We start from the raw sequence: 21,858 nt of genomic DNA on the forward strand, positions 1-21,858 counted from the left end.
CCAAGGGTATCTTGATTTTCTTGCCTTCCTGCTGAATGAAAAAGATCAATGGTTTGAAATTATTCTATCCGACAACTCACGGACATGAGCCATTTATTTTTTAAGCATTTGTTTAACATTTTTTACTATATATTTTTCGTTCAACTCGTATTTTTCAAGTAGATCTTTTGGTTCCCCGCTTTCACAAAAAACATCCTTTATACCCATCCTCATAAATTTACATTTACATCCTTCTTCCGCAAGTGTTTCTGCTACTGCGCTACCCAAACCACCGATTATAGAATGCTCTTCTATAGTGATTATTGCTTTTGTTTCCTCATCAGCTTTTAATACAAGTTTTTTGTCCAATGGTTTAATTGTATGCATGTCTATAACACGTGTTTCTACACCCTGTTTCGATAATATCTTTTGTGCTTCCAATGCTGGGTCAACCATTGTCCCACATGCGATTATAGTGGCATCGTCTCCATCTTTTACTATTACTCCCTTGCCAATTTTTATGTTCTTCATGTCCTCTTTTTTGTAGATTATTGGCGCATCTGCTCGTCCCACCCTAGCGTACATAGGACCTTTTGTCTCAGCCATTAGTTCCACGATTTTTCTCGTCTGTGTAGCATCACTTGGTGCGAGAACAATCATATTTGGGAGAACCCTCATCAATGCTAGGTCCTCTATCATTTGATGGCTAGCACCGTCTTTACCAACGCTTATCCCACCGTGTGTAGCAAAAATTTTAACATTCATCTCAGAATATGCTAGATCCATCCTTATCTGATCATACACCCTACCAGTAGCGAAAACAGCGAACGTGCTAACAAAAGGTATCTTGCCACAGGATGCAAGACCAGCAGCAGTCGTTATCATATTCGCCTCTGCTATACCCATCTCAAAAAAGCGCTCAGGGTATTTTTTAGCAAACATAATAGTATTAGTGGATTTAGACAAATCAGCATCCAGCACAACCAGGTTAGGATATTTTTTACCAAGCTCTACAAGAGTTTCACCATAGGCTTTACGAGGGTTATACATCTCCTTCAAGTGTAAGCCTCCAGTTTCTTCTCAAGAAGATCAAGCTCTTTCATAGCAAGATGATACTCCATCTCATTTGGTGGCACACCATGGAAATCAACGTTGTTCTCCATAAAAGAAACACCCTTACCTTTCACAGTATTAAGTATAATCATAGAAGGCTGATTCTTATGAGCATCTGTCTCATTTAATGCATCCAATATCTGTTTAATATCATGGCCATCAACCTCAACAACATACCAACCAAAGGCACTCCAACGCTCCCTCACAGACTCAAGACGCAACACCTCTTCCGTGTTACCATCAATCTGTAAAAAGTTACGATCAATCATCGCCGTCAGGTTATCAAGCCTGTAATGAGAAGCAACAGCCGCAGCCTCCCAAACCTGCCCCTCATCAGTCTCACCATCACCAAGCATCACATAAACATGATAATCCTTTTTATCAAGCTTACCGGCTAGGGCAACACCGTTAGCAAAAGACAAACCATGGCCAAGAGAACCAGTAGAAGCCTCCACACCAGGAATATCAAAACAAACAGGGTGACCCTGCAACCTACAGTTGATCTCCCTAAGTCTTTTAAGCTCAGAGACAGGGAAATAACCAGACTCTGCAAGCACAGCATACAACGCTGGTGCAGCATGCCCCTTACTTAATATAAAACGATCCCTATCAGGGTCACATGGTTTTTTCGGGTTTTGCCTCATATGAAAAAAATACAATGCAACAATAGCATCAACAGCTGACAGAGACCCACCAGGATGACCAGATTTAGCCCTATACAACATCTCAATAATATGTTTCCTGATCTTTACCGCCATCAGATTTAGTTTATTAATTGTGGCATCGTCGTAACTCTTCTTCATCGCTCCCCCTCAAACAAAAAACAAAGGGTAATGGAGTTCCCGTATGCTATTTTCCAGGTAAATACTTTTTGTAATTTTTTTAAACTAAACCTACTTTTTTGTATGATAACGTGATATATCATAAAGATCATGATACACCTCTGGTCTGATGTCTCTTAGCACAGGGCGGTTAGCTCGTGCTATTTCGATGTCTTTTAAATCTATATCACATACTATCATGCTTTCTTTAAAATATGGTGCCTTTGCAATCAAGTTACCTAACGGACTATGCACCTGAGCCCCTCCCCAAAATACAAGATTCTCCTGAGCCCCAACAAGGTTCACATATATCATAAACGCTGTGTTCTCCAAAGCACGAGCAGGCAACAAAGCCTCAAAATATTTCCTATTAACAGAGGGCGTGGCAGATATACAAATCAAAAAATCAGCTCCCTGAAGCACATAGGCTTTACAAATCTCAGGGAAAAACAGATCATAGCATACTAGCAACCCAACTTTACCAAATTTTGTATCAAAAACCTTCAGGTTATTTCCCTCATCAAAATATATCTTTTCCTCAAAAGGACCAAATGTTGGTAAAAACCATTTATTGTAAGTATCAACATTTCCATCTGGGTGGACAAGAACAGAGGAATTATGTACAAGTCCCTCTACTTTGTTGTCTTTTAAGGGCATACCAAAAACGATGTAGCATTTTTTTTCTTTTGCAACCTTTTTCATATATTGTATTGATGATCCATCTATTGGTTCTGCTAGGTCTCTAATTTCATCCTTACAATGATAACCAATGAGTGACAATTCACCAAAGACATAAAGATCTGCTTTTTTTCTAGTAATGTAATTCTTCATTTTTTGCAGGTTAGATTTTTTATCAGCAATCTTTGGTCTCATTGAAACTATGGCTACTCTCATTTCTACAACCAGAAAACACGTATAACGAATATTTTTATAATGTTGTTGATTAAAACACTAGCGTTTCCTATTTAAGTTAATAAAATATAAATTAATCTCATCACTTGCGTTTCTCCCCATTTCATCGTGAACTACTACCTTAACGTTGTGTTTCCTAAATGATAATTTATTTATCCTCCAGTGATAGGGTTTTGTTGTGTCGGTAAAAACTAGTTTATTATCATAGTAAAAATCAACTTTTTCTATAGGTGCATCCCCTTCTTTTACATCTGCGTGTATAAGTACATCATCGACTACGATTGTTTTGTCATATCTGAATGTTTTGAGTATTCTATCTTCAAAATACAATTTACCATGCTTTGGCGTTTCGATTCTTATACGTGGGTATGATATTTTCATATCTGCCAGATGGGCTAATGAGCCAACAATTATTTTTGTTACATTTATAAGATAACTAAAGTTTACATGTTCTATAGTATCATTCTCATTATGATGATAGGTTGCATCGAATTCACTCTGCCAGAATGCTACTGATTCATATCCGTATAAAATGAAATCATGAAAGTCACTGCCCATCCTTGGTCCTCCAGGTTTCATTTCCCATCCTTTTTTAACATTAAAATTTATGCCATAATTATCATTTACGCTTTTTATTTCATCTACTATCCATTTTGCATCCTGTGTAAAGGATAAGGATACATTCCTTCCTCCTTGAGCAGTTTTTGCGTACCCAATCATGTCTGCATTGAATTCGACTAAAATATCCTCATTTTTTTCATATGCTTCTTTAGCATATGCTCTACTACCAAGGAGCCCTTGTTCTTCACCTGAGAAAGTGACGAATTTGATGGTTCTGTTAAATTCAAATTTACTCAGTATATATGCTGCAGTAAGTACTGCTGCCACACCTGATCCGTCATCGTTTGCACCAGGTGAAACCTTTACTGAGTCATAATGTGCATTAAAGACTATAACCTCTTTGGAGTTTTGATCAGTTCCATAATGTGTTGCTTCAACATTTTTGTCTTTCAAAAATCTTAGGGGTATTCTATTGTTTAATGATTGCCAGTACTGATATCGTGTCTTTAATCCTGCATTTTTGAATTGTTGGTATATGTATTCTGCTGCTTTCTCGCAACCGTATGTGCCGGTAACTCTGGGTCCAATGTTCACCAATTCCTGTATGTATGTTCTTAAGATGGTTTCATTTACCATTTCAATTATTCCTACAATTTTAGGATCTATAACTGGCTTTGAGCTATTTGTAGTTGTTACCTCAGCGACTGAAAATGTTGTGGATGATAGCAACACAGAAATCAATAATATATTTGTAATAAAAATCAAAAGATTCTTAGTTGATTTTATCATTTAGATCATCTGCTATTATTAGTATAATTTTCAAATATTATATATCTATCTGTCTTTAATGAATTCTTTTTCTATTTTTTATTAAGAAATGTTGTGAGAGGCACCTCTTTTATCATATATTAAAAAGTGGAGATGGGATGCGATTTAGAGGCACCTCTTGTTTTTCTAGGAGGATGGATATAAAAAGGTTGGGAGTGATAGGTATTTTTTGGAAGCTGAATTGTTTAGAATGAGTTGATAATGTTTTTTTAGAGAGAGTTCCATCCATTATTACCCCTACACTCCTATGCAATGCATTAAAGCATTGCAATACCAATATGTATTATATATTATATAAACTTTTTGCTTTATGCATTGCAAATAAGCTTATCAAAAAAGAAATGCATAAATAGATAACAAACAATACCAAAACAATGGATGACTATCAAACAGAGATAGCACAAATACAACAAATACTAAAAGATAACCCAAAAGGAATGACCGTAACAGATATATCAAGAAAAATAAAAATAAACAGAAACTCAGTAGCAAAATACCTAGACATAATGAGGACATCAGGACTAGTAGAGATGATAACATTCGGCCCAGCCAAAGTCTTTTTTCCATCCCGTAGGGTACCAATACCAACCATGCTAGATCTCACCTCAGACTATATATTAATAATAGATAAAGACATGAGAATAATAATGATAAACGACTCCTTCCTTGATTTCATAGACATGGAGAGAATAAACCTAATAGGCCAAAATATCGAAGACTTGTTTGCTAAAAAATTTGACAATAAAATAGACATCATGTCAGAAATAAGAGAAGCCTTCAATGGAAACCATTGTAGCAAAGACATTAGTTTTAAGATTAATGAGGAGCCCACTTTTCTTAAAGTCAGGGTTGTACCAACAACATTTGAAGACGGAAAAGTTGGCGTCACAATAATAATGAAAAATATTACAGACCAGAAGATAGCTGAACAAACATTACGCGAAAATGAGAAACAGCTTAGATTGCTTTTAGAAAAATTGAATAAAAACAAAAAATAGTTTTTACAGATTATTTTATAACAATTACGTATGTTAACCTAATCGCTATCACAACTATCAATGTCAATACAGCGTTTGTTTTAAGATCAAAGATTTTTACCCACTCCAGCAATCCTAGTATAACAATCGATAGAATTATTATAGCTACTATCTGAGCAATGAGATTTAAAATAGCAGAAAACTGGTCTGTAGCAGTTAATACCCGCTGAAACATACCCACAGTTGTAAAACATGCTAACAACGCTATAGTCAATTGGGCTTTTGGTAATTGATTCATGATTTGTTGTCAGTGTTTGGCTGTTTATAAAACTTTTTAATAATGTAGACTTAATTTGATGGTTAATTGTTTTATGTCTATTTTTTCTAAAAATCTACGGATATTTAATTATTTTTTATTAAAAATATGAATATATTTATATAACAATATATTATACTAGGTTTGGTGGTTGGAATGGATATGTCAAAAATAATCGTTAGTATTGTTTTAACATCGATGATTATACTAACTACTGCATCTGGAGCAAACAGTATTTCAAAAACTAGAATTGAAACAAATTTTGAGAAACATTCAGAGGTAGAGATGACAAATTATGGTCCCATATTTGTAGGGGAAATGCTCATAATTGGCAATGGCAATCCTGATACAGCTATAGTAAGATCAACCGCTGAACAAAACATTCGAATAAACGTTCCTCTTGGAGGAAGAGATGTAGAATTTAAGGCGTATTATTACATAGATTGCAGAGGATGGTTTGACCATGGTTATGTGACTCTCTGGGTTCGAGGTGCATCTGTAAAACAGATTGATAACGGGGAATTTGCAGAAGGATATCTATACACGACTGTACCTGACTGCAGGTGGGGTGATTCTATTGAATGGATGTTAACTACTACATATTATTATTTTCCTACGTCTCCCCCGATAATTAATGTTGATGGCGGTGGAGGAACATGTAGTTTTCCAGTTGAGACTAATACTCTATATGGCACGCCTCTGGTTTTAAATATGTTGAATGAGAAAATAGGGCATCTGCAGAGTAGACAAGTGACTATTAAAGGAACTGTTGTTTGCAAGTAACTGTAAATCTTTTCTAGCTTTCAAAAAGATGAAAAATTAATGCGTTTTATTTATCTTTAAAAAAATAAAAAGAGGAGGGTTTATTTTTTTAAACCCCTAATATGTATCTTAGTATGGGGAATGCGTGTGGGAATCTTTCTAGCAGTCTTTGTAGTAACATCGGTCTTGTTACTACCCTTGGTGTACTAACTTCTAATGTTGCCCAACCACTTTGTAGGTCATAGGTGTCTTTTGCTTTGCATTTTATTGTGAATTTATCTTTTGTCGTCCATTTGTGTGTAAGTTTTAATTCGTATCCTGATGAGTATGGTCCTTGCCATCCACTATTGGTTCCATCGCCCCAGTCGACGTAGTAGTATATATCATCTCCGTTGGGGTCTGTTGATGTGAATGTGAAATCATAGTTTCTATTTGGTTTTAGTTTTGTTGGTCCGTTGATCGTTGGTTTGTTTGGTGGATTATTGCCTCCTACACTTGCAAAATATATGTTTCCATCGTCTGAGTTCATCCATGCAGCGCCGTATCCACATACATCAGCTGCCTTGTATTCCCCTGGAACATTTGTGTTTTCTGGTTCGTCAATTATTTCAGGTGTACTCCATGTTGCTCCACCATCTCCAGTGGTTGAATAGTAAACACTGCCTTCTTTTATGAATATACATGTTGCTTTAAGGTCACCAGTGTGTACAATTCTTGGGTTTACCGCTGATGTTTCTATAAGTGATTCAGCTACAGTATTCATACCATCTGTGGAGTAGTAAGCTACTATGTCACCGGCTCTCTGAGACACTACAATTATGTTGTCGTTTAACGCAGAGATATCGATGTATTCATCATTTCCAGTGGCTTCTATGGTTAGATCTGTTACATCAGGATGTATTACGTATCCACTGTATGGTTCCCATGTTCCAAAGTCGAAAACAGCTATGTAGATATCTTTGTCACCGGCGTTGTCGAAATTCCATGCTGCATAGGAATACAGATTCCCTGGGTCGATATCATGAGAAGTGGATGTGCTTCCATTTAGGCCAGTCCAACGGTAAATCCAAGCGTAACCTGTGGAATCAAACTGGTAGGAGAAGAAAGGCGTATTAGTACCAGACTCTGGGTGATCCCCGATTATTGTATGACCACCAAAAGCCCATGTGTTTTCATCTGGGTCTTCAGCTGTGTATCCTGCTACAGCGATTGCATCAAAGTTGGTATAACCAGATCCAACATTTTGCCAAACCCAATATAGACATTCGTATCCAGTCTCTAACTCCATCGGATCAGTAACCTGAACTTTGTATAGTTCACTACCACTGGATGCATCCCAGTTTGGCACCATCCCACCTATGAATCTTCCATCACCGCAGCTATCAACATCTGGCAGCTCTGGTGGAGGTTCTATCTGCCAAGCAACTGCATCACCTACCCAGTTTTGGCCACCATCATTTGATGCGGTAAACCAAACATTAGGTGTGTCGTCTTCAAAACCGAGAACTACGTAACCTAATGAATCACTTGCTACAGCAGGATGATAACCAGGAAAAACAGGAACTGCACTTTTACCTTGTTGTTTAATTACTATGTTTTTTACTCCTGCTGATGGACCGATATCCATCCCTGCGATATTTACGTTCGGGTTTTTGTTTACAAAAAACGTTTGTTCATTAGGTGTTTGTGTTTGTATCGCAGCATTTGCAGAAACTGCGATCGCCAGCCCAGCAATAACCAAGGTTATTGCTAACAAAATAGGTTTTTTTATTTTATTCATATCTACCTCCCAAATTCTTTTAACAAATGTTAACTTATAATACTTTCGTTTGATTTATATAAACAAAATAATAATCAAAAAAGGTGTTCAAACCTTTTTATACATTAGATACATGTCTCATTAATCTAAAAGCGCTCTGGATGAGCTCAAGAAAATCCAGTAGCATATGACGCACCTTGAACCTGTTTCTTGGTATGCTAATGCTAAGTGGCTCTGACCATTCGCTCTCAGCACCATAAACATCCTTTGCTTTTACCTTTATCTGATAACTACCCTGTTCATTCCAGATATGATTTGCCTCTACTCCCACGTTAGAATTATATGGACCAAGCCAATCACTCTGTGTTCCATCGCCCCAGTCCCATTTACAGTACATTTGATCACCATCAGGATCATAGAGGATGGTAGAGTAAGTGTATTTTTTACCGACTTTGCCATTTAATTCCCCTATTGGTCTAGCAGGTTTTTCGGGGGCTTCGTAGTTATCAGAAATAGCAAACAACACACCAGCGTCATCCTCATCCACGTTTGTACTACTATCTGGTGGGAGCTCACCATTGGTGTGATACCAATCACCTGATTGAACAAGATAATCTGTTACACCACCTATCTCCATGAGCTCGTTTTCAAGCAGATCATATACCCCAATGAAAGTTCTTCTAACCTCATCGCTGCTGATATCTGCTACATCGTCTTCACTCCAGAAACCATCGTAGTCTAAAACCTGAATCTCAACAGTTACATACCTGCTATATGCAAACATCTCATGATTCTTATCTGGATTCCAAATATCTTTGCTAATCCAATCCCCATCATACGTATCATCATCCGTATTATAATTAGACTGTGTCTGAATAATGTTACCAGAGATAACCTTCACCGTATAATACCATTCAGGTTCTGATAAATAATCGATATCATCAATTTTATATATCTCATGCATAAAAATATTTACTTTTTTCGGCGGTCTATCACCTGGGTTATAGTTTGTAGCCTTCAGTGGCATATCAAGTGTAGCATCTATACTTTGCCAATTATAGATTTTCTCTTTTACTTTAACAAGATAACCAGCATCTGGGGAATACCATAGATATGATTCTCCACCATGACTTGGGCCAGTGCTACCTGATATCAAAAACGAGTTGTAGCTACCACCAGGAACAGTCACATCCTCTCTTCTAACAAAACTTATAGTTTCATTCTCAAAAGGACCCTCGGCACCAAAATCCCTCTCAAAAATAGAATCAACTTTGATATGACCATTAATCCGACCATAGGTCTCAGCAGGCCATGGCTCCTCATCTGATCTAATAGGGAAATCGAAGAAATCAAAAGGTGGTGTAAAGGTCATGCTGATATGCACAGTTGTTGCAAAAAGAGAAAACTCTCCTGAAGAAAAAAAATGGAAATCAGTTATCGCTAAGGTTGAAATAGTTATATGTGCTACTCCAACTAAATCTGCATTATAATTACCAGCAGGTATAATAAAAATATTCAATGATGCATCTATTTTTCCAGTTATATTCAATGTGTATAGATCTGCAGATTCGTTTATATCTACTACAACAAGTTTCATGTTTTTAATGACACCTTTTATTGTGAAAGTATTCGAATATTTGAAATCAAAATTCATGTCATATACCCAAAAGTTATCAATTGACCAGTCTGGTAGTTCTGCTTCGTCGAGAAAACATTTTTTTATACCATCATTTTTTGTTTCTGCTGATGCATTTATAAGGGTAGTGCTAATCATTAGGATAAGTATGAAAAAACATGTCATCTGCTTGTTAAATTTTTTCGTTCTCATAATTTTTTTTATCCTCCTTCTACCCCTCGTATCAAAAAATTATATTATGATATGAAATATAGTTGATATTAAGCTTTCTTTTTTATTGATTTATAACATCATATTTATAATTGAAATACAACTCTTCTTTAAAATAAATAAGAGGGTTTTTATTAAGATGTTTCATCTTATGTTTTTGGATCGGTGTTAAGTTTCAACTCTTATTTATTCTAGATAGTTATATCTTATATCAAGACCTATCCCATAAATTTGTGTTATATTTTTAAACTACTGTGTATCGTATATTTTTAATTCAAATCCAAAATTTATAAATGATTTAGCATTTATGGATACTATTGTATAGGGTTGTAATGGCGATATAAAAGGCCAAATTATACCTATAGTAAGTTCAGAATTCCTAGAAGGGCCCGGTTCAGCTTCGCCGATTATACGTAAGTTTTTATAAAGATAATTTTTGCCAATTTTGATTTTTGAGTCCCATTCTAGCTTTTCTACATTAATAATTGTACCAGGAGAATTACCAGGATATAATCCAAAGATACGTGCCATGCTCCAGCTTTGTTTTTCTCCTAGTAGTGTTTTACTTTCGCTGGATGTTATTTCTGGTGTTTTGATGGTTGCTGTAGTAGCCGGTATCAATGTCATTGCTAGAAATAATGCAATTGCTCCAATCACGAAAATGTTGTTTCTCATTCTTTTTTTCTTTCTCCTCCGCCTGTTCACTCAAGTATTTCTATATCGCTATCGGCAGCATAACAATAATTTAATATAATAATATATATATTAATTTTGTGTAACAAATATCTTACAATTAAAAAATGAAAAAATAAAAAAGATTTGTTTTTTAGTTTTTTGTGTTTTGTTTGAGTATTTTTAATACAAGTATATTTGATTTGGTTGATACTACTAGATCGATAGGCATTGTGACTTCTAGGTAACCCCAGTCGCTCTCAGCTCCATAGGTGTCTTTTGCCATTGCACTTATTGTATGTGTTCCCTGTTCAGACCAAGAGTGACTAACTGTTATTTGTTGACCTGATGGGTATGGTCCGATCCATTCTCCTGCAGAGCAACCTTGGCACCATTTGATGTAGTAGTATACATCATCCCCTTCTGGGTCTGTTGATACAAATGTGTAATCATATGATGTTCCTGTGTTTCCATTTGTTGGGCCTGTTATAATTGGTGTACTTGGTGCTTCGTTGCGCCCTCTTAGTGGTGAGTCAACTGGTGTTGGTGCTGTCCATTCTGGGCTGTATATTATAAGCTCTGGATCCCCATATATGCATTGTATTGTTGTTACACCGTCACCACCATATGTTGATGATGGTCCGTACATTGATGTCGGGTCGCCAGTTGTAAAGTCTCTGTAGTGCAGCCATACTTGTTTTGAGAACGCTTTACCTATGGACAACCCATTTATCATAGTGTCTTTGAAGAACTCATCATCCTGTAAATCTGCCTCTGGGCATAATCCTGATCCTGCATTACCATACCATGTCACTGCACCATGCTCGAGATATATCATTGGGCCAAATTGTCGTGCTGTTGAACAGGACATGTAGAATACTGCAAGGCTTCTGAGGTTTTCCATTAATTGATCAACCCATTTATAGTGGATTATATCGTATAGGTTTGGCGGCTCTGGGTTATACCATCTTCTACCGTTTTCTCTTGGTGTCTTCCAATTGTCATACATGTATCCTCTCCATGCATCGTACCATATCTGATCTGGATAAACTGAAAAATCAGTTTGTATATATTGACCTGATATCCCGCTTCCTCCTGTCCCATGACCTGAATAATACATTACACTTGCACCATCGTTGATTCTCTCAAGATGCGCATCCCATAGACAATGGCCGTCAAATATTCTGTTATGAGACATAAACGCTTTTTTAACTTCTCTAGATGAGTATACTTGATGGTTTACTCCATCGTTTGTTTTCCATGTATCACCATCAGGGTAGTTCATGAACTGTGTGGTCGTAACATCACGGTTTGGATTCGCATAGATCAGCGCTGGGTATAGTATGGTTCTTGCAACTAAGTCTGCTGAGAAAGCAGGTGTTGTACCAGGTATATGACCAGCATATGAGTTGTTTCCCATCAGAACGGAATGTAGTTGTAAGCGTATGTCTTTTCTTGGTGCTACAACAGCGTAAGCCTCTTGCCCATCTAAGTCTAATCCGTAGCCTTTAATCCAGTCATGTACACCGTTGTACATCTCTTCGTTCCAGTATCTTTTTGCGTCCATACCTAATGGTGGTAGTTCACCTTGCTCACCGCCCGATAAAAGATATTTTAATAGTTCCAATAGTAACTTGCCTGGTCCCATTGGCGAAAGTGGCTCTGTGTGTATCGGTAGGTGCCCTGGTGCGCGGTTACCATGGTAATAGTCTCCACCCCATAGCTCCCAGGTATCTATCCTGTTTGCCATACCAGCAGGGTTAACTACTTTTTTGTTTATTGGTAAAGCCTCTTTTATCTCCCCTGTTAAGCTATCTGAGCATATAACAGTTGAATCAGCTAAATCCAGATACAAGCTTCCCCCTGAGTTACTCATTGGTGTGGTTTCTATATCTCCTGTTGGATAGTTCCATACTATATCACCGCTTGATCCCTCTAAACAAAAGATCATATCATCTGTTGAACCAAGGTATATTTTATCGCTGTTTTGTCTAACTGAACTTAGTGGCTCCTGTGGCGTCCAACCATTTGGGTAACTCCATATTATTTCACCAGTTGATGCCTCCATACCATAAGCATTTCCGTTTATTATTCCAACTATTATGTTACCAGAGCTGATGCCAGTGTCACCTATTTCAGTGCTTGCTTCTTCTATTCTGAGTACTGGTGAGCCATGGTATGCAGCGAGCATAGCTGCTGGAGCAAAGTATCCATCACCGGTTTTAAGCGACGTTATTGTGATATAGTTTTCAGAGCTAGGATAGGCTTTAATGTAATCAATGATTTCCTGTGTTGTTTTTAGATCTGCTTTAATAGTTGGTAGGTCGTCTCTCACACTGCTTCCTATCTCGTTTCTCTCCACAAATATAACATTGTCCACACCTAATGATGTCAACGCATTTTGTGTAGCTGTTGGTACCTCATTTTCTTTAACATAAAGCAGAGGAACATGTTCTTGTGATGCAATGACTGCAGCGTTTGCAGCAGAGATAATTGCATCAGCGCGCTTCGGGTTTAGTTTCCTTATTTCTCCAGATATAGTATATCTTATAGATGATGAGCCTTGTGCGTTTCTTGGGACAACAATAGCAGTCCAATATCCTTTTTCAGGGTGGAGAACCTCAGCTGAAAACTCTGTATGCGGTTCTGGGTTCCAGTCTCTAAAAGGAGCACATGAGTACGCGGGGTCACCGGTATCCATACCGTTCCATCCATGTATCGGGTTAATTTCTCCTCCATTCCAGTCAGGGTAATCAGGTGCTCTGATATGTCCCTCTGGGTCAACAAGTAATACTAGAAGATCTGATGGGGTTGTAGTTGTGACTGTTGCTTTTAGAACAGAATCAGCATTGTCAACTTTTATTCTGTATCTGTGACATGCATATTTTGTGATTTTAAACTCCCAGTCTCCTGTGATAGAGCCTACTCCAGCAGCCCATACACCTGCTGTTGTAACACCATAGTATATATCGTATCTTGGTACATTGTCATTAACAGGCCACCAGTCGTTCGCGAGGCTCATAAACTTTGGGAAGAGCTCTATCAGTGATGGTGTTATGCTACTTGGAATATTAGATCCATATATAGACACGTTTATGGCACCCCATTTTGGTCCAATAAACATTGGGTATACATACGAGCTACCTATTTTCATGATTTTATCGCTATCATTTGGAACTGTTATAACTTCAGTATTACGAATAAGTGTTCTTGTTCTATGGAGCACTTCTGTGGTAGTATCCTTGTAACTGCTTCCATCAACTGCGACAACAGCTAAATCTGATGAAGCCCAGTTATCTGTAGCAATCTGAGCCGCTGCTTGTATCGGGTCGCTAGGTACATTATATAAAACAGGTGTTTTTCCCATCAAAGAAAGGTAAGTATTCCAGTCATCTAATAGATAGTTAGTTGTATCTTCAACTGTCCCAAACCAGTTAGTGGGTGTGTTATCCCCAGTGTAAACAATTGGAGCAAGGTACCTCATCCCATCATCTAAATAGTTGCACGCAGGAATCGAAGCTAGATACCCAAAATCATCTTTGTTGCTATTTGGATCGTTAGCTATTTTGAATGTATGAGCTATTGGTGTTATCTGCGGCTGTGGAATAGGTCCTGGTGGCGATGGAGCAGATGATTCCAAAATAAATTCAAGCTTATACACACCTGAGCCATAGGTCCAATAATCCCACTCAGTCGGGTTAGGAATATTAGTGTAACCAGGGAAAATGTTTATTTTAATTCTCCATAAACCAGATACATCAGCTGGATACAATAACTCATCATCGTAATAATATGTTTCTCTATGCACCATCACACCACTTGGGTTGTATAACGATATATCAAAATCTGAATAAAAGGCGGTTTTACTCATGGATAACTTAAAATGTATACCTTGACCTGCATTTACGTTGAATTTATACCAATCCTCTTCATCGTTCATATCAAGGAATCCATAGAAAACACCTGTGTTTGATAGCAGAGTTGCACCAGCAAAATCATCACCAGCATCATCTCCTGTGTTTGCATCATTTTGTCCAACTAGACTTATAGTAAAAGAGTACTGCCCTGTTCCTGCGCCACTAACATATTCTACTTGCATATACCACTTGCCGGTTTTATCTGCTGCAAAGTTAATTGATTCAACTGCGCTACCAGGGTTTGATGATGATGCTCTCTCTAAAGTATCAAAATCCCATAAAGCGAGATCATAATCGAAACCAGATGGGGGTGTTAGTGTTATTACGATATTCTGGCCAGCACATACTGAGAAAGAATACCAGTCTTGAGTATCAGTTGAACTAAGTTTACCTGTTCTCCCCCTTCCTGGCCAATCGTCTATCATTTCATTTGGATATAAAATAGCTGCACGGCTTATTTCATTCCCAGCATCTCTTTTGTAACCTGCATCGTCATTGTCCTCTAAAGACAGATGGAAGGTTGGCTCCATGATATATGTTCTATCTAGTTCAAAGGGACCTAGATCGTTGGTGATTTGTTCTAGTTTTGGGTTGATTTTTGTACTGGTTCCTAAATTATAATTTTCAGTTGTTTTTGTTTGTTTAATTTCCAATGCACTTATTGGCGCTAAAAACATTACCCCAATAAGAAACGCGGTTAAAACAATTGCTTCTACCTTATTTATATTAAAAATTTTCATATCTTTTTACCTCCACCAATATTTCTTAACGGATGTTAACTTATATCTTTTTCGCTAGTTTTAAAAAAATCATTTTTTTCTCAAAAATAAGTTGATTTTAGAAAAATAAAAAAAGAGAATTTTTTAAATTTTATATGTTGAGGATATATCTCAGTATTGGGAATATATTTGGGTATCTCTCAAAAATTTTTTCAAGTATTTGAAGTAACACTGGTGTTTGTCTTATTCTTGGCATGCTCACTGACAACGGATCTGACCAATCACTTAGTTTACCGTGTTCATCCTTTGCAACAACCTTTACCTCGTATGTGCCTTTTTTACTCCAAGTTTTTTTAGCTGTTGCTGTTGTTCCACTGTTAAACGGTCCAACCCAACCACTTGTTGTTCCGTCACCCCAGTCAAATAAATAAGAGATTTTATTCCCTTCTGGGTCTGTTGTTGATGTAGTGTATGTGTATTCGATACCAACTGTTCCAGATGTAGGACCACTTGGTGTAGTTGGTTTTGCTGGTGGTTGTGATTCTTCAGCGATAGCTAATGTTGGGTCACCAAATGATTCCCATTCTTCCACACATTTGAAATCAAATTCGTTCATCCCTGCCTTGATGTATCTTTCAAGCGCCTTTGCCCACATCTCCCCAAGAGTTGTAGCTCCATTAAGTTTGTATGCTCTGAAGGTGTCTAAACCCATTTTCCCAATTAACCCTTGTGATACACCTGTTCCTACATACCCCCAGCCTAGTGCTGTTGCCCCAAATGTTCCAATAGCTCCACCATTTGGGTTGTGTATAAACGCCCAGTTGAAACAATTGTAATCAGACGTAAATTTAGATGTGGAACATGCTTCAACAACTACAATCGGTAATTTGTTACCATTAGTTAGTTCTTGAATATGGTTGTTTGTGATACGACCATATGGTGTTGGTACCCAAATGTTATGTTGTTTGTGTGGGTGTGTTGCCCAAACCTGAGGATTCCCATGTCCTGAGAAGTCAACGAAACCGCAGCCGCTGTTAATAGCATCTTTTATGTTTGCTAAACCTGTTGGGTTTATACCTGTTAATTTACCGTTTGTAACCCAGAGTTTATTAGGAATAAAACCAGTCATCATATCTATCACTTTTTGATTGATGTATTCTCCTTCATCGATATCATCATCGTCAGGGAATGAGTCTCCACCAACAACTACAAGATTGGGGAACCAATCTTGTTGATAACCTGGGGTGTTTTCATAGGTTTTGATTTTATTCACACAAGCTATGACTTGGGATTCAGTTGTACAAGCAAGTCTTCCAAGATAAACATCTGGGTGTAGATCCACCTGATCTGTCTTCCCTTGCCATTTATATTCACCAAATATGTCGTTATTATTGGAATCCCAGCTGCAAAAACCACCTGTACTATCATATATATCAGCATAATATAAATCACTTACAAATACCTCTACATTCCCATACTGATCATATTCATCTTGAATCCAAATATGGGTTTCTCTTGTTGGAAACTTAGCGCTACCCCCAACCAATAAAATGCTGCTTGTAGCCCAGTTTTCGATCGTGTTCTTAATGAAATATTTAATTTTTTCTTGGTTATCTCTACCTGTCGCCGGGAAGTAAACTCCATTATAAATATCGGTTAAACTAACGAATTTAGATGTTACTCCTCTACTTATTTTATGGGTTATAAGTGGTGCTATCTCCTCACTAAACTCAGATGGACCTAACACAACTAATTCATAGTTCTCACGGCAAGATGTTTGTCCTGTTGATGTTTCATATTCTATCACTATATTCATTTCTTTAGCCCATTCGATTATTTTCTCCAAAGGATGATATTTAATCGGATAAACCTCTAAATCAACTATTATACTAAGTTCTCCGTTATAACGTCCGCATCCAACATTGTATTCAAACCAAACCGGTGGATATATTTCTGTACCATAGTCTATAGGTTCTTCTTCAATTGTCATAGTTTGGCCTACGACGACTCTTGGCGGAGTTGGTATTATGTGCTTTGAAATTACTTGTGTTTGAATGTTACTTGGCGTAACAGTTACACTTTTAATTCTTGTTCCAAAAGGGAAATAAAACTCATCTGTGTAGCTAGGTAACATTGGTTTGTTTTGTTCCATCAAAAAAGAGTTAGTTCCTTGCATATTAACAACTGCGTATTCATTTTGTTCATCTACAACGGGTTGCAAAAAATCTATAACTACAATTTTCTCTTGCACATTTTCGTTAGCTAAAACAACAGCGCCTAGTCCACTGAGGACCAATGTTCCTACCACTAAAAATATCATTATTTTCCTCATTTTTTACCTCCAGATATTAACGTTTGTTAATTATAGAATTAGGTTTGTTTATTTAAAAGTTTCTTATACGATTTTCAGACTTATTGTCAAAATTGAAAATCTTCACTAAATAAGTTGTTCAAGATAAATTTTCTAACGTTATCAATATCTGAGTCAAGATATATAGCTCCGATTAATGCCTCTAATGCGTTTGCGAGGTTAGTCGGATTCTTATCTCCATCTTGTTTTTTTTCTCCTTTTCCGAGTAGCAGGTATTTACCAAGACTAAGTTCTCTTGCTTTTTCCGCTAAAAAATTGTTGTTCACCAAAATCGCTCTTCTACGTGTCAGTTCTCCCTCTGAGAAGTATTTGTTGCTCTTGTAAAGTTGTTCAGCGACAATGAAACTAAGTATACTATCGCCAAGCAGTTCTAGACGCTCATTGTACTCTAATGGTGTGTTTGCTTCAAAAGCATATGTTTTATGCGTTAGAGCTCTCTTCAGCAATTCTTTGTTTTTGAATGTGTAGTTTATTTTTTCCTCAAGTTTCTCGTATTCGTCCCAAATCATATTACTGCTCACGGATATGTTTTTCTTGTTTTTTAATTTGTTTTATTTTAAATTTTTATGTATTCAAGTATTTTGTTTGCAACTTCTTGGTCATCTAAGGATTCCAGGAAGTGTTTCCTGTTTCTGAATGGCCTGTTAACCAAGATTTTTATCGCTCTTTTCTGACCAACATTTGGTATAGCCTCTATTGTTTCCCTCTTAGCTGTGTTAATATCTAATGGGAATGGTATCGCTGTTACAGATCTGTAACCATAGTCGATTATTTTAACATCAAAGAATTTATGTAACATTAAAACACCTGGTATCCCCACCAACAATGGGTAGCTACCAATTTGTCTACCAAAAGTTGTTTTTCCCTCATACATCTCTGTGAACACATTTTTTAAAATAGTGTTTCTTGGGAGGATTTTTTCTATCATAGGGCGTTCTATGTTTTCCCTAATGCGTCTTTTGAAACTTTGAAACTCGTTTTTATGTTTGGAAATTATTTTATTGCCTATGCCAAACATTTTTGTGTTTGGTATTGGTATTACTTGGCGGAGGTTGATTCTTCTTAGCAGAAATCCATCATCCAGCACTTTTTTGAGGAACTCATAATCCAGATCAAATGTTTTTTTTGTTTCTCCATCTAGTCCAAATAGGAAGTTTAGGCCTGGTAGTAACTCTGGCATACCGTTGTCGCCTCGTTTTGATCCAATTTTGTTTAGAAGTTTTATTGCATCATATACTTCGTCTGCTGTTGCTTTTAGATTGTTTTTTTTGATCACCATCGGGTCGACGCTTTCTACACCAAATGCAGCTACGTCACCTGGTGTATGATTTTTTATTATTGTTTTTGCTATCTCCTCGCATTCTTTTGGGTAACGTGCGATTATGCCTGGGTTTGCATTGTCTACGTGAAGTGTTTTTAGATTCGGTACAGCCGATCTGATTCCTTTGAATAATTGTTCCAAAGCAATTGGGTTGGGTTTTGGGAATTCTAGTTTCCCTGAATCTTTTGCCATATATGAAAAAATGCATGGTTGGTTTCCCAACCTGAAATGTCTCACACCTATTTTGTATAACGCCTGTATTTCATCAACTATGTCTCTGATTGGTCTGAAATCAGGTGGTCCTTTGCTTGGTTCGCTGCAGAAAGAACATCCACCAACTATGCTTCTAGGGCATCCTCTATAGGTTTCAATTTCAGCGATTAGGTAATCTGGGAAAAAAGGATGCTGACAGACTATGTTTACACCCTTTATAGCGAAATTTCTGATAGCACCAGCGTTCTCTCTAAATAGAGTGGTATCAATTTTTTCGACTTCGAGTCTGTTTTTTAGCAGTTCAAAGACAGTGAATTCACCATCACCTTTTACAATTAGATCAAAAACTTTTTTTACAAAATTGGTTTCTTTAACTCTTTTTCCTCCAGCTATACCAAACCCATGTTGGGCTGCTGGCCCGCAAAGAACTTTAATGGTTTTAGGTAAATTTGATAGTATGTTTACTATTTCGTTTGGGCTGATTGGCATACCAGATAGATACTTCCCTGGTACAGACATACCAGCGATAACTATGATTAAATCATGTTTTGATAAAATATTTAGAAGTGTGTTGTCTTTTCTTATTTGGTCGATTGTTACATAATGGATTTCTGTTTTTTTGTCATAACTAAGTATTGCGCCCGCTATGTACCTTGGATATGGGCTTATGTATGGTGGTACACCTAGGCAAGTTGGTTCATCAACATAACCATCTAGTATTGTTACCTTCAACATAATCTTAAGTTGTTTTTTTTAAAAAATTTTTAGGTTTTAAGCTCGTTTAAAATTATTTCTGCTGTCCACTTTGCTACATTACCAGAAACAGATGGGCATTTGTCTACGTGTGCCCCTGCTTTTTCAAACTCTTCGTAATCTTTTGGGTCAAGTAGGTTGAATGTTCTACCAAAAAGTTTTATGTGTACATCTTTGCAGACCGGTGAACCATATTCTTTCACAAACTTGTCATATAGTTTTTTTGAGTATTGGAACACACGGCGTTTTCTATCACCTGTGCTGAAGCTTTTGTAGTCTCTACCAACTATTGAGCTTATAGCCGCTAACCCACCTATTAGCGCCCCGCATGTACCATTGGTTGATAAAGCTGTTCCACCTGCTAGGGCATCAACTGCTTTTATCGTATCTGGGTCTCCAACCCCTATTGTTTCCATTATTGCTGCTAGTACGCACTGTGGGCAGCTTCCTCGTTCTGCTTCATATTTATAGGCTAAATTGTAGGCCTGTTCAATTAATTCTTTTTTTGATTTCATACTTTAAAAACCCTTTTTTTAACCGTACATGTGTGAGGGTACAGGTGGTAATGAGGGAGCTGTTGGTTTTGATTGCTCCATGAACATTCTAATGTTTTTCTCTATCTCTTCTGCTTCTCGGTACAATGGTTTTGGGTCTATTTTTATTATAGGTGTCATTTTATCTAATATTTCTAAAAGGTTGCCTGCTGCTCTTGAATCAGGGTAAGCTGGGTTCGCCTCAGCAAGTAAACAGATGACATCCCTGTTTTTTAGAACCCCTTCATATAGGAGAACTCCGGTTACACCAGCTATCATACCTTCTTGTGTTTCGTTTATTTCATATTTTTTTAGAATATTTTTCATCTCATTGTTACTACCAACGCCATATACCCTTAATTTTTTGTTTTCAGCTTTACCTACTGCATGTGTTCCTTCTAATGAAACTATTGTTTTACAGCCTTTTTTTTGTGCCCAATCCAGTATTTTATCTGCCAGTGGCTTGATTATGGTGTAGGGTGGCATAAACTCTGATATTATTATAGCGATTTGTTCGCATTCTCCTTTTTTTTCACAGATTTTACTACCAGCGTATATTCTAACTGGTGGTGATGGTATTGATTTATGAATTATTGTAGCTGGCATAAAATAGTTTGACGTGATTGTACCAATTTGTTTTAATTTCAATGAGTCTATGATGTAATGACCTGCGATTGAGCTTATCAAACCTACAGTTGGAAATGCAACAACAAGTAAGGATTTTGATAAATCAGTATCTTCATATTCTAGTATTTCAATATCATCCATATAAATCAATCAACTAACATGTGTACTCTATACTTAAAAGTTGTTTTTTTCATGTTTCTATGATTTTATTCAACTCAGATATGTTTTTTATTTTGTAATCAGCGTCTATGTTCACACCTATCACTATGCAGCCTGCTGCTTTACCAGCTTTAACATCACTATCAGTGTCTCCAACTAAAACCACTTTTTCTGGTTTAACTTTTAATAACTGGCATGCTCTGAAAACAATATCTGGGTAGGGTTTTGCTTTTGGGACCTCATCACTAGTTATGATCACATCAAAATATTTTTCGATGTCAAATCTTTTTACTATCTGTTTTGAACAGTCTTTTGGTGTGTTTGTTATTATACCCTTCTTGTAGATTTTTAGTGTGTCTAAAACTTTTTTTGTGTACGGGTAGATTTTGATTGCATCGATATGTTCACCATATACGGTGTCGCAGAAACTTCCTATCTCTTCGCTGAGTCCCATCCGCTTAAGGTTATCATATAGATCGTGTCCCCAGTATTTCTCTATGAACTCATCTCGTGAGATTTCTTTGTAGTTGAATGCTTTTAAGGCTGCGTTTAATGAAGTCCACCATGAATCCAGTGAATCTATTAGTACACCGTCCATGTCGAATAATATAGCTTTTGGTTTTATCTTCATGTTTTCTTTGCCTCCTCCGGTGGAACACGAAGACGTCTAAAAAGGTTTCCTGGGTTAATTTGGAAGGT

At 37.0% G+C, this 21,858-nt stretch carries 17 protein-coding genes; 2 read left to right on the forward strand and 15 right to left on the reverse strand.

The window, feature by feature from the left end; all coding sequences use genetic code 11:
- Positions 1 to 93: 93 nt before the first annotated feature.
- The 4 genes from QHH19_01160 to QHH19_01175 form a co-directional block, all read right to left on the reverse strand.
- Positions 94 to 1,029, reverse strand: a complete 936-nt coding sequence (locus tag QHH19_01160) for a transketolase family protein (GenBank protein MDH7516945.1) — start codon at positions 1,027 to 1,029, stop codon at positions 94 to 96.
- A gap of 5 nt (positions 1,030 to 1,034) precedes the next feature.
- The gene (locus tag QHH19_01165; protein ID MDH7516946.1) at positions 1,035 to 1,895 is read right to left on the reverse strand and encodes a transketolase; all 861 of its coding nucleotides are present in this window, start codon (positions 1,893 to 1,895) and stop codon (positions 1,035 to 1,037) included.
- 90 nt (positions 1,896 to 1,985) lie between these two features.
- Complete coding sequence (locus QHH19_01170; GenBank protein ID MDH7516947.1) at positions 1,986 to 2,807, reverse strand: carbon-nitrogen hydrolase family protein; 822 nt, start codon at positions 2,805 to 2,807, stop codon at positions 1,986 to 1,988.
- 57 nt (positions 2,808 to 2,864) lie between these two features.
- Positions 2,865 to 4,175, reverse strand: coding sequence for a M28 family peptidase (locus tag QHH19_01175; GenBank protein MDH7516948.1), 1,311 nt, complete (start codon positions 4,173 to 4,175; stop codon positions 2,865 to 2,867).
- Positions 4,176 to 4,588: 413 nt separating this feature from the next.
- On the opposite strand from QHH19_01175, the gene QHH19_01180 reads away from it, so the two are divergent.
- Positions 4,589 to 5,212 (forward strand): PAS domain-containing protein, encoded by a 624-nt coding sequence (locus QHH19_01180; GenBank protein MDH7516949.1) that lies wholly within the window; start codon positions 4,589 to 4,591, stop codon positions 5,210 to 5,212.
- Positions 5,213 to 5,222: 10 nt separating this feature from the next.
- Here the strand turns inward: QHH19_01180 and QHH19_01185 are convergent, their stop codons facing one another.
- A complete protein-coding gene (locus tag QHH19_01185) occupies positions 5,223 to 5,489 on the reverse strand; it encodes a hypothetical protein (GenBank protein MDH7516950.1) in 267 nt (88 codons plus the stop codon).
- A gap of 180 nt (positions 5,490 to 5,669) precedes the next feature.
- Here QHH19_01185 and QHH19_01190 point away from each other — a divergent pair, with 180 nt between their 5' ends.
- The gene (locus tag QHH19_01190; protein MDH7516951.1) at positions 5,670 to 6,290 is read left to right on the forward strand and encodes a hypothetical protein; all 621 of its coding nucleotides are present in this window, start codon (positions 5,670 to 5,672) and stop codon (positions 6,288 to 6,290) included.
- An 88-nt stretch (positions 6,291 to 6,378) separates the two neighbouring features.
- On the opposite strand, the gene QHH19_01195 is transcribed toward QHH19_01190, so the two are convergent.
- From QHH19_01195 to QHH19_01240, 10 genes are all read right to left on the reverse strand, one after another.
- Entirely contained in the window at positions 6,379 to 8,049 is a 1,671-nt protein-coding gene (locus QHH19_01195) for a hypothetical protein (protein ID MDH7516952.1), read from the reverse strand.
- Positions 8,050 to 8,146: 97 nt separating this feature from the next.
- A complete protein-coding gene (locus QHH19_01200) occupies positions 8,147 to 9,856 on the reverse strand; it encodes a PKD domain-containing protein (GenBank protein ID MDH7516953.1) in 1,710 nt (569 codons plus the stop codon).
- A gap of 267 nt (positions 9,857 to 10,123) precedes the next feature.
- Entirely contained in the window at positions 10,124 to 10,549 is a 426-nt protein-coding gene (locus tag QHH19_01205) for a hypothetical protein (GenBank protein ID MDH7516954.1), read from the reverse strand.
- A gap of 151 nt (positions 10,550 to 10,700) precedes the next feature.
- The gene (locus QHH19_01210; protein MDH7516955.1) at positions 10,701 to 15,203 is read right to left on the reverse strand and encodes a pre-peptidase C-terminal domain-containing protein; all 4,503 of its coding nucleotides are present in this window, start codon (positions 15,201 to 15,203) and stop codon (positions 10,701 to 10,703) included.
- A 130-nt stretch (positions 15,204 to 15,333) separates the two neighbouring features.
- Positions 15,334 to 17,514, reverse strand: a complete 2,181-nt coding sequence (locus QHH19_01215) for a C25 family cysteine peptidase (GenBank protein ID MDH7516956.1) — start codon at positions 17,512 to 17,514, stop codon at positions 15,334 to 15,336.
- Between the two features lie 86 nt (positions 17,515 to 17,600).
- Entirely contained in the window at positions 17,601 to 18,062 is a 462-nt protein-coding gene (locus QHH19_01220; protein MDH7516957.1) for a ribonuclease III domain-containing protein, read from the reverse strand.
- Between the two features lie 47 nt (positions 18,063 to 18,109).
- Positions 18,110 to 19,822 carry a radical SAM protein gene (locus QHH19_01225; protein ID MDH7516958.1) on the reverse strand — a complete coding sequence of 571 codons (1,713 nt, stop codon included), beginning with the start codon at positions 19,820 to 19,822 and terminating at the stop codon, positions 18,110 to 18,112.
- A 29-nt stretch (positions 19,823 to 19,851) separates the two neighbouring features.
- Positions 19,852 to 20,355, reverse strand: a complete 504-nt coding sequence (locus QHH19_01230) for a C-GCAxxG-C-C family protein (protein ID MDH7516959.1) — start codon at positions 20,353 to 20,355, stop codon at positions 19,852 to 19,854.
- 18 nt (positions 20,356 to 20,373) lie between these two features.
- Complete coding sequence (locus QHH19_01235) at positions 20,374 to 21,141, reverse strand: PAC2 family protein (GenBank protein MDH7516960.1); 768 nt, start codon at positions 21,139 to 21,141, stop codon at positions 20,374 to 20,376.
- 49 nt (positions 21,142 to 21,190) lie between these two features.
- Positions 21,191 to 21,790 carry an HAD family hydrolase gene (locus QHH19_01240; protein ID MDH7516961.1) on the reverse strand — a complete coding sequence of 200 codons (600 nt, stop codon included), beginning with the start codon at positions 21,788 to 21,790 and terminating at the stop codon, positions 21,191 to 21,193.
- Between the last annotated feature and the right edge of the window lie 68 nt (positions 21,791 to 21,858).

The sequence above is a fragment of the Candidatus Thermoplasmatota archaeon genome, from assembly GCA_029907305.1.
In the GTDB taxonomy this organism is placed as follows: domain Archaea; phylum Thermoplasmatota; class E2; order DHVEG-1; family DHVEG-1; genus JARYMC01.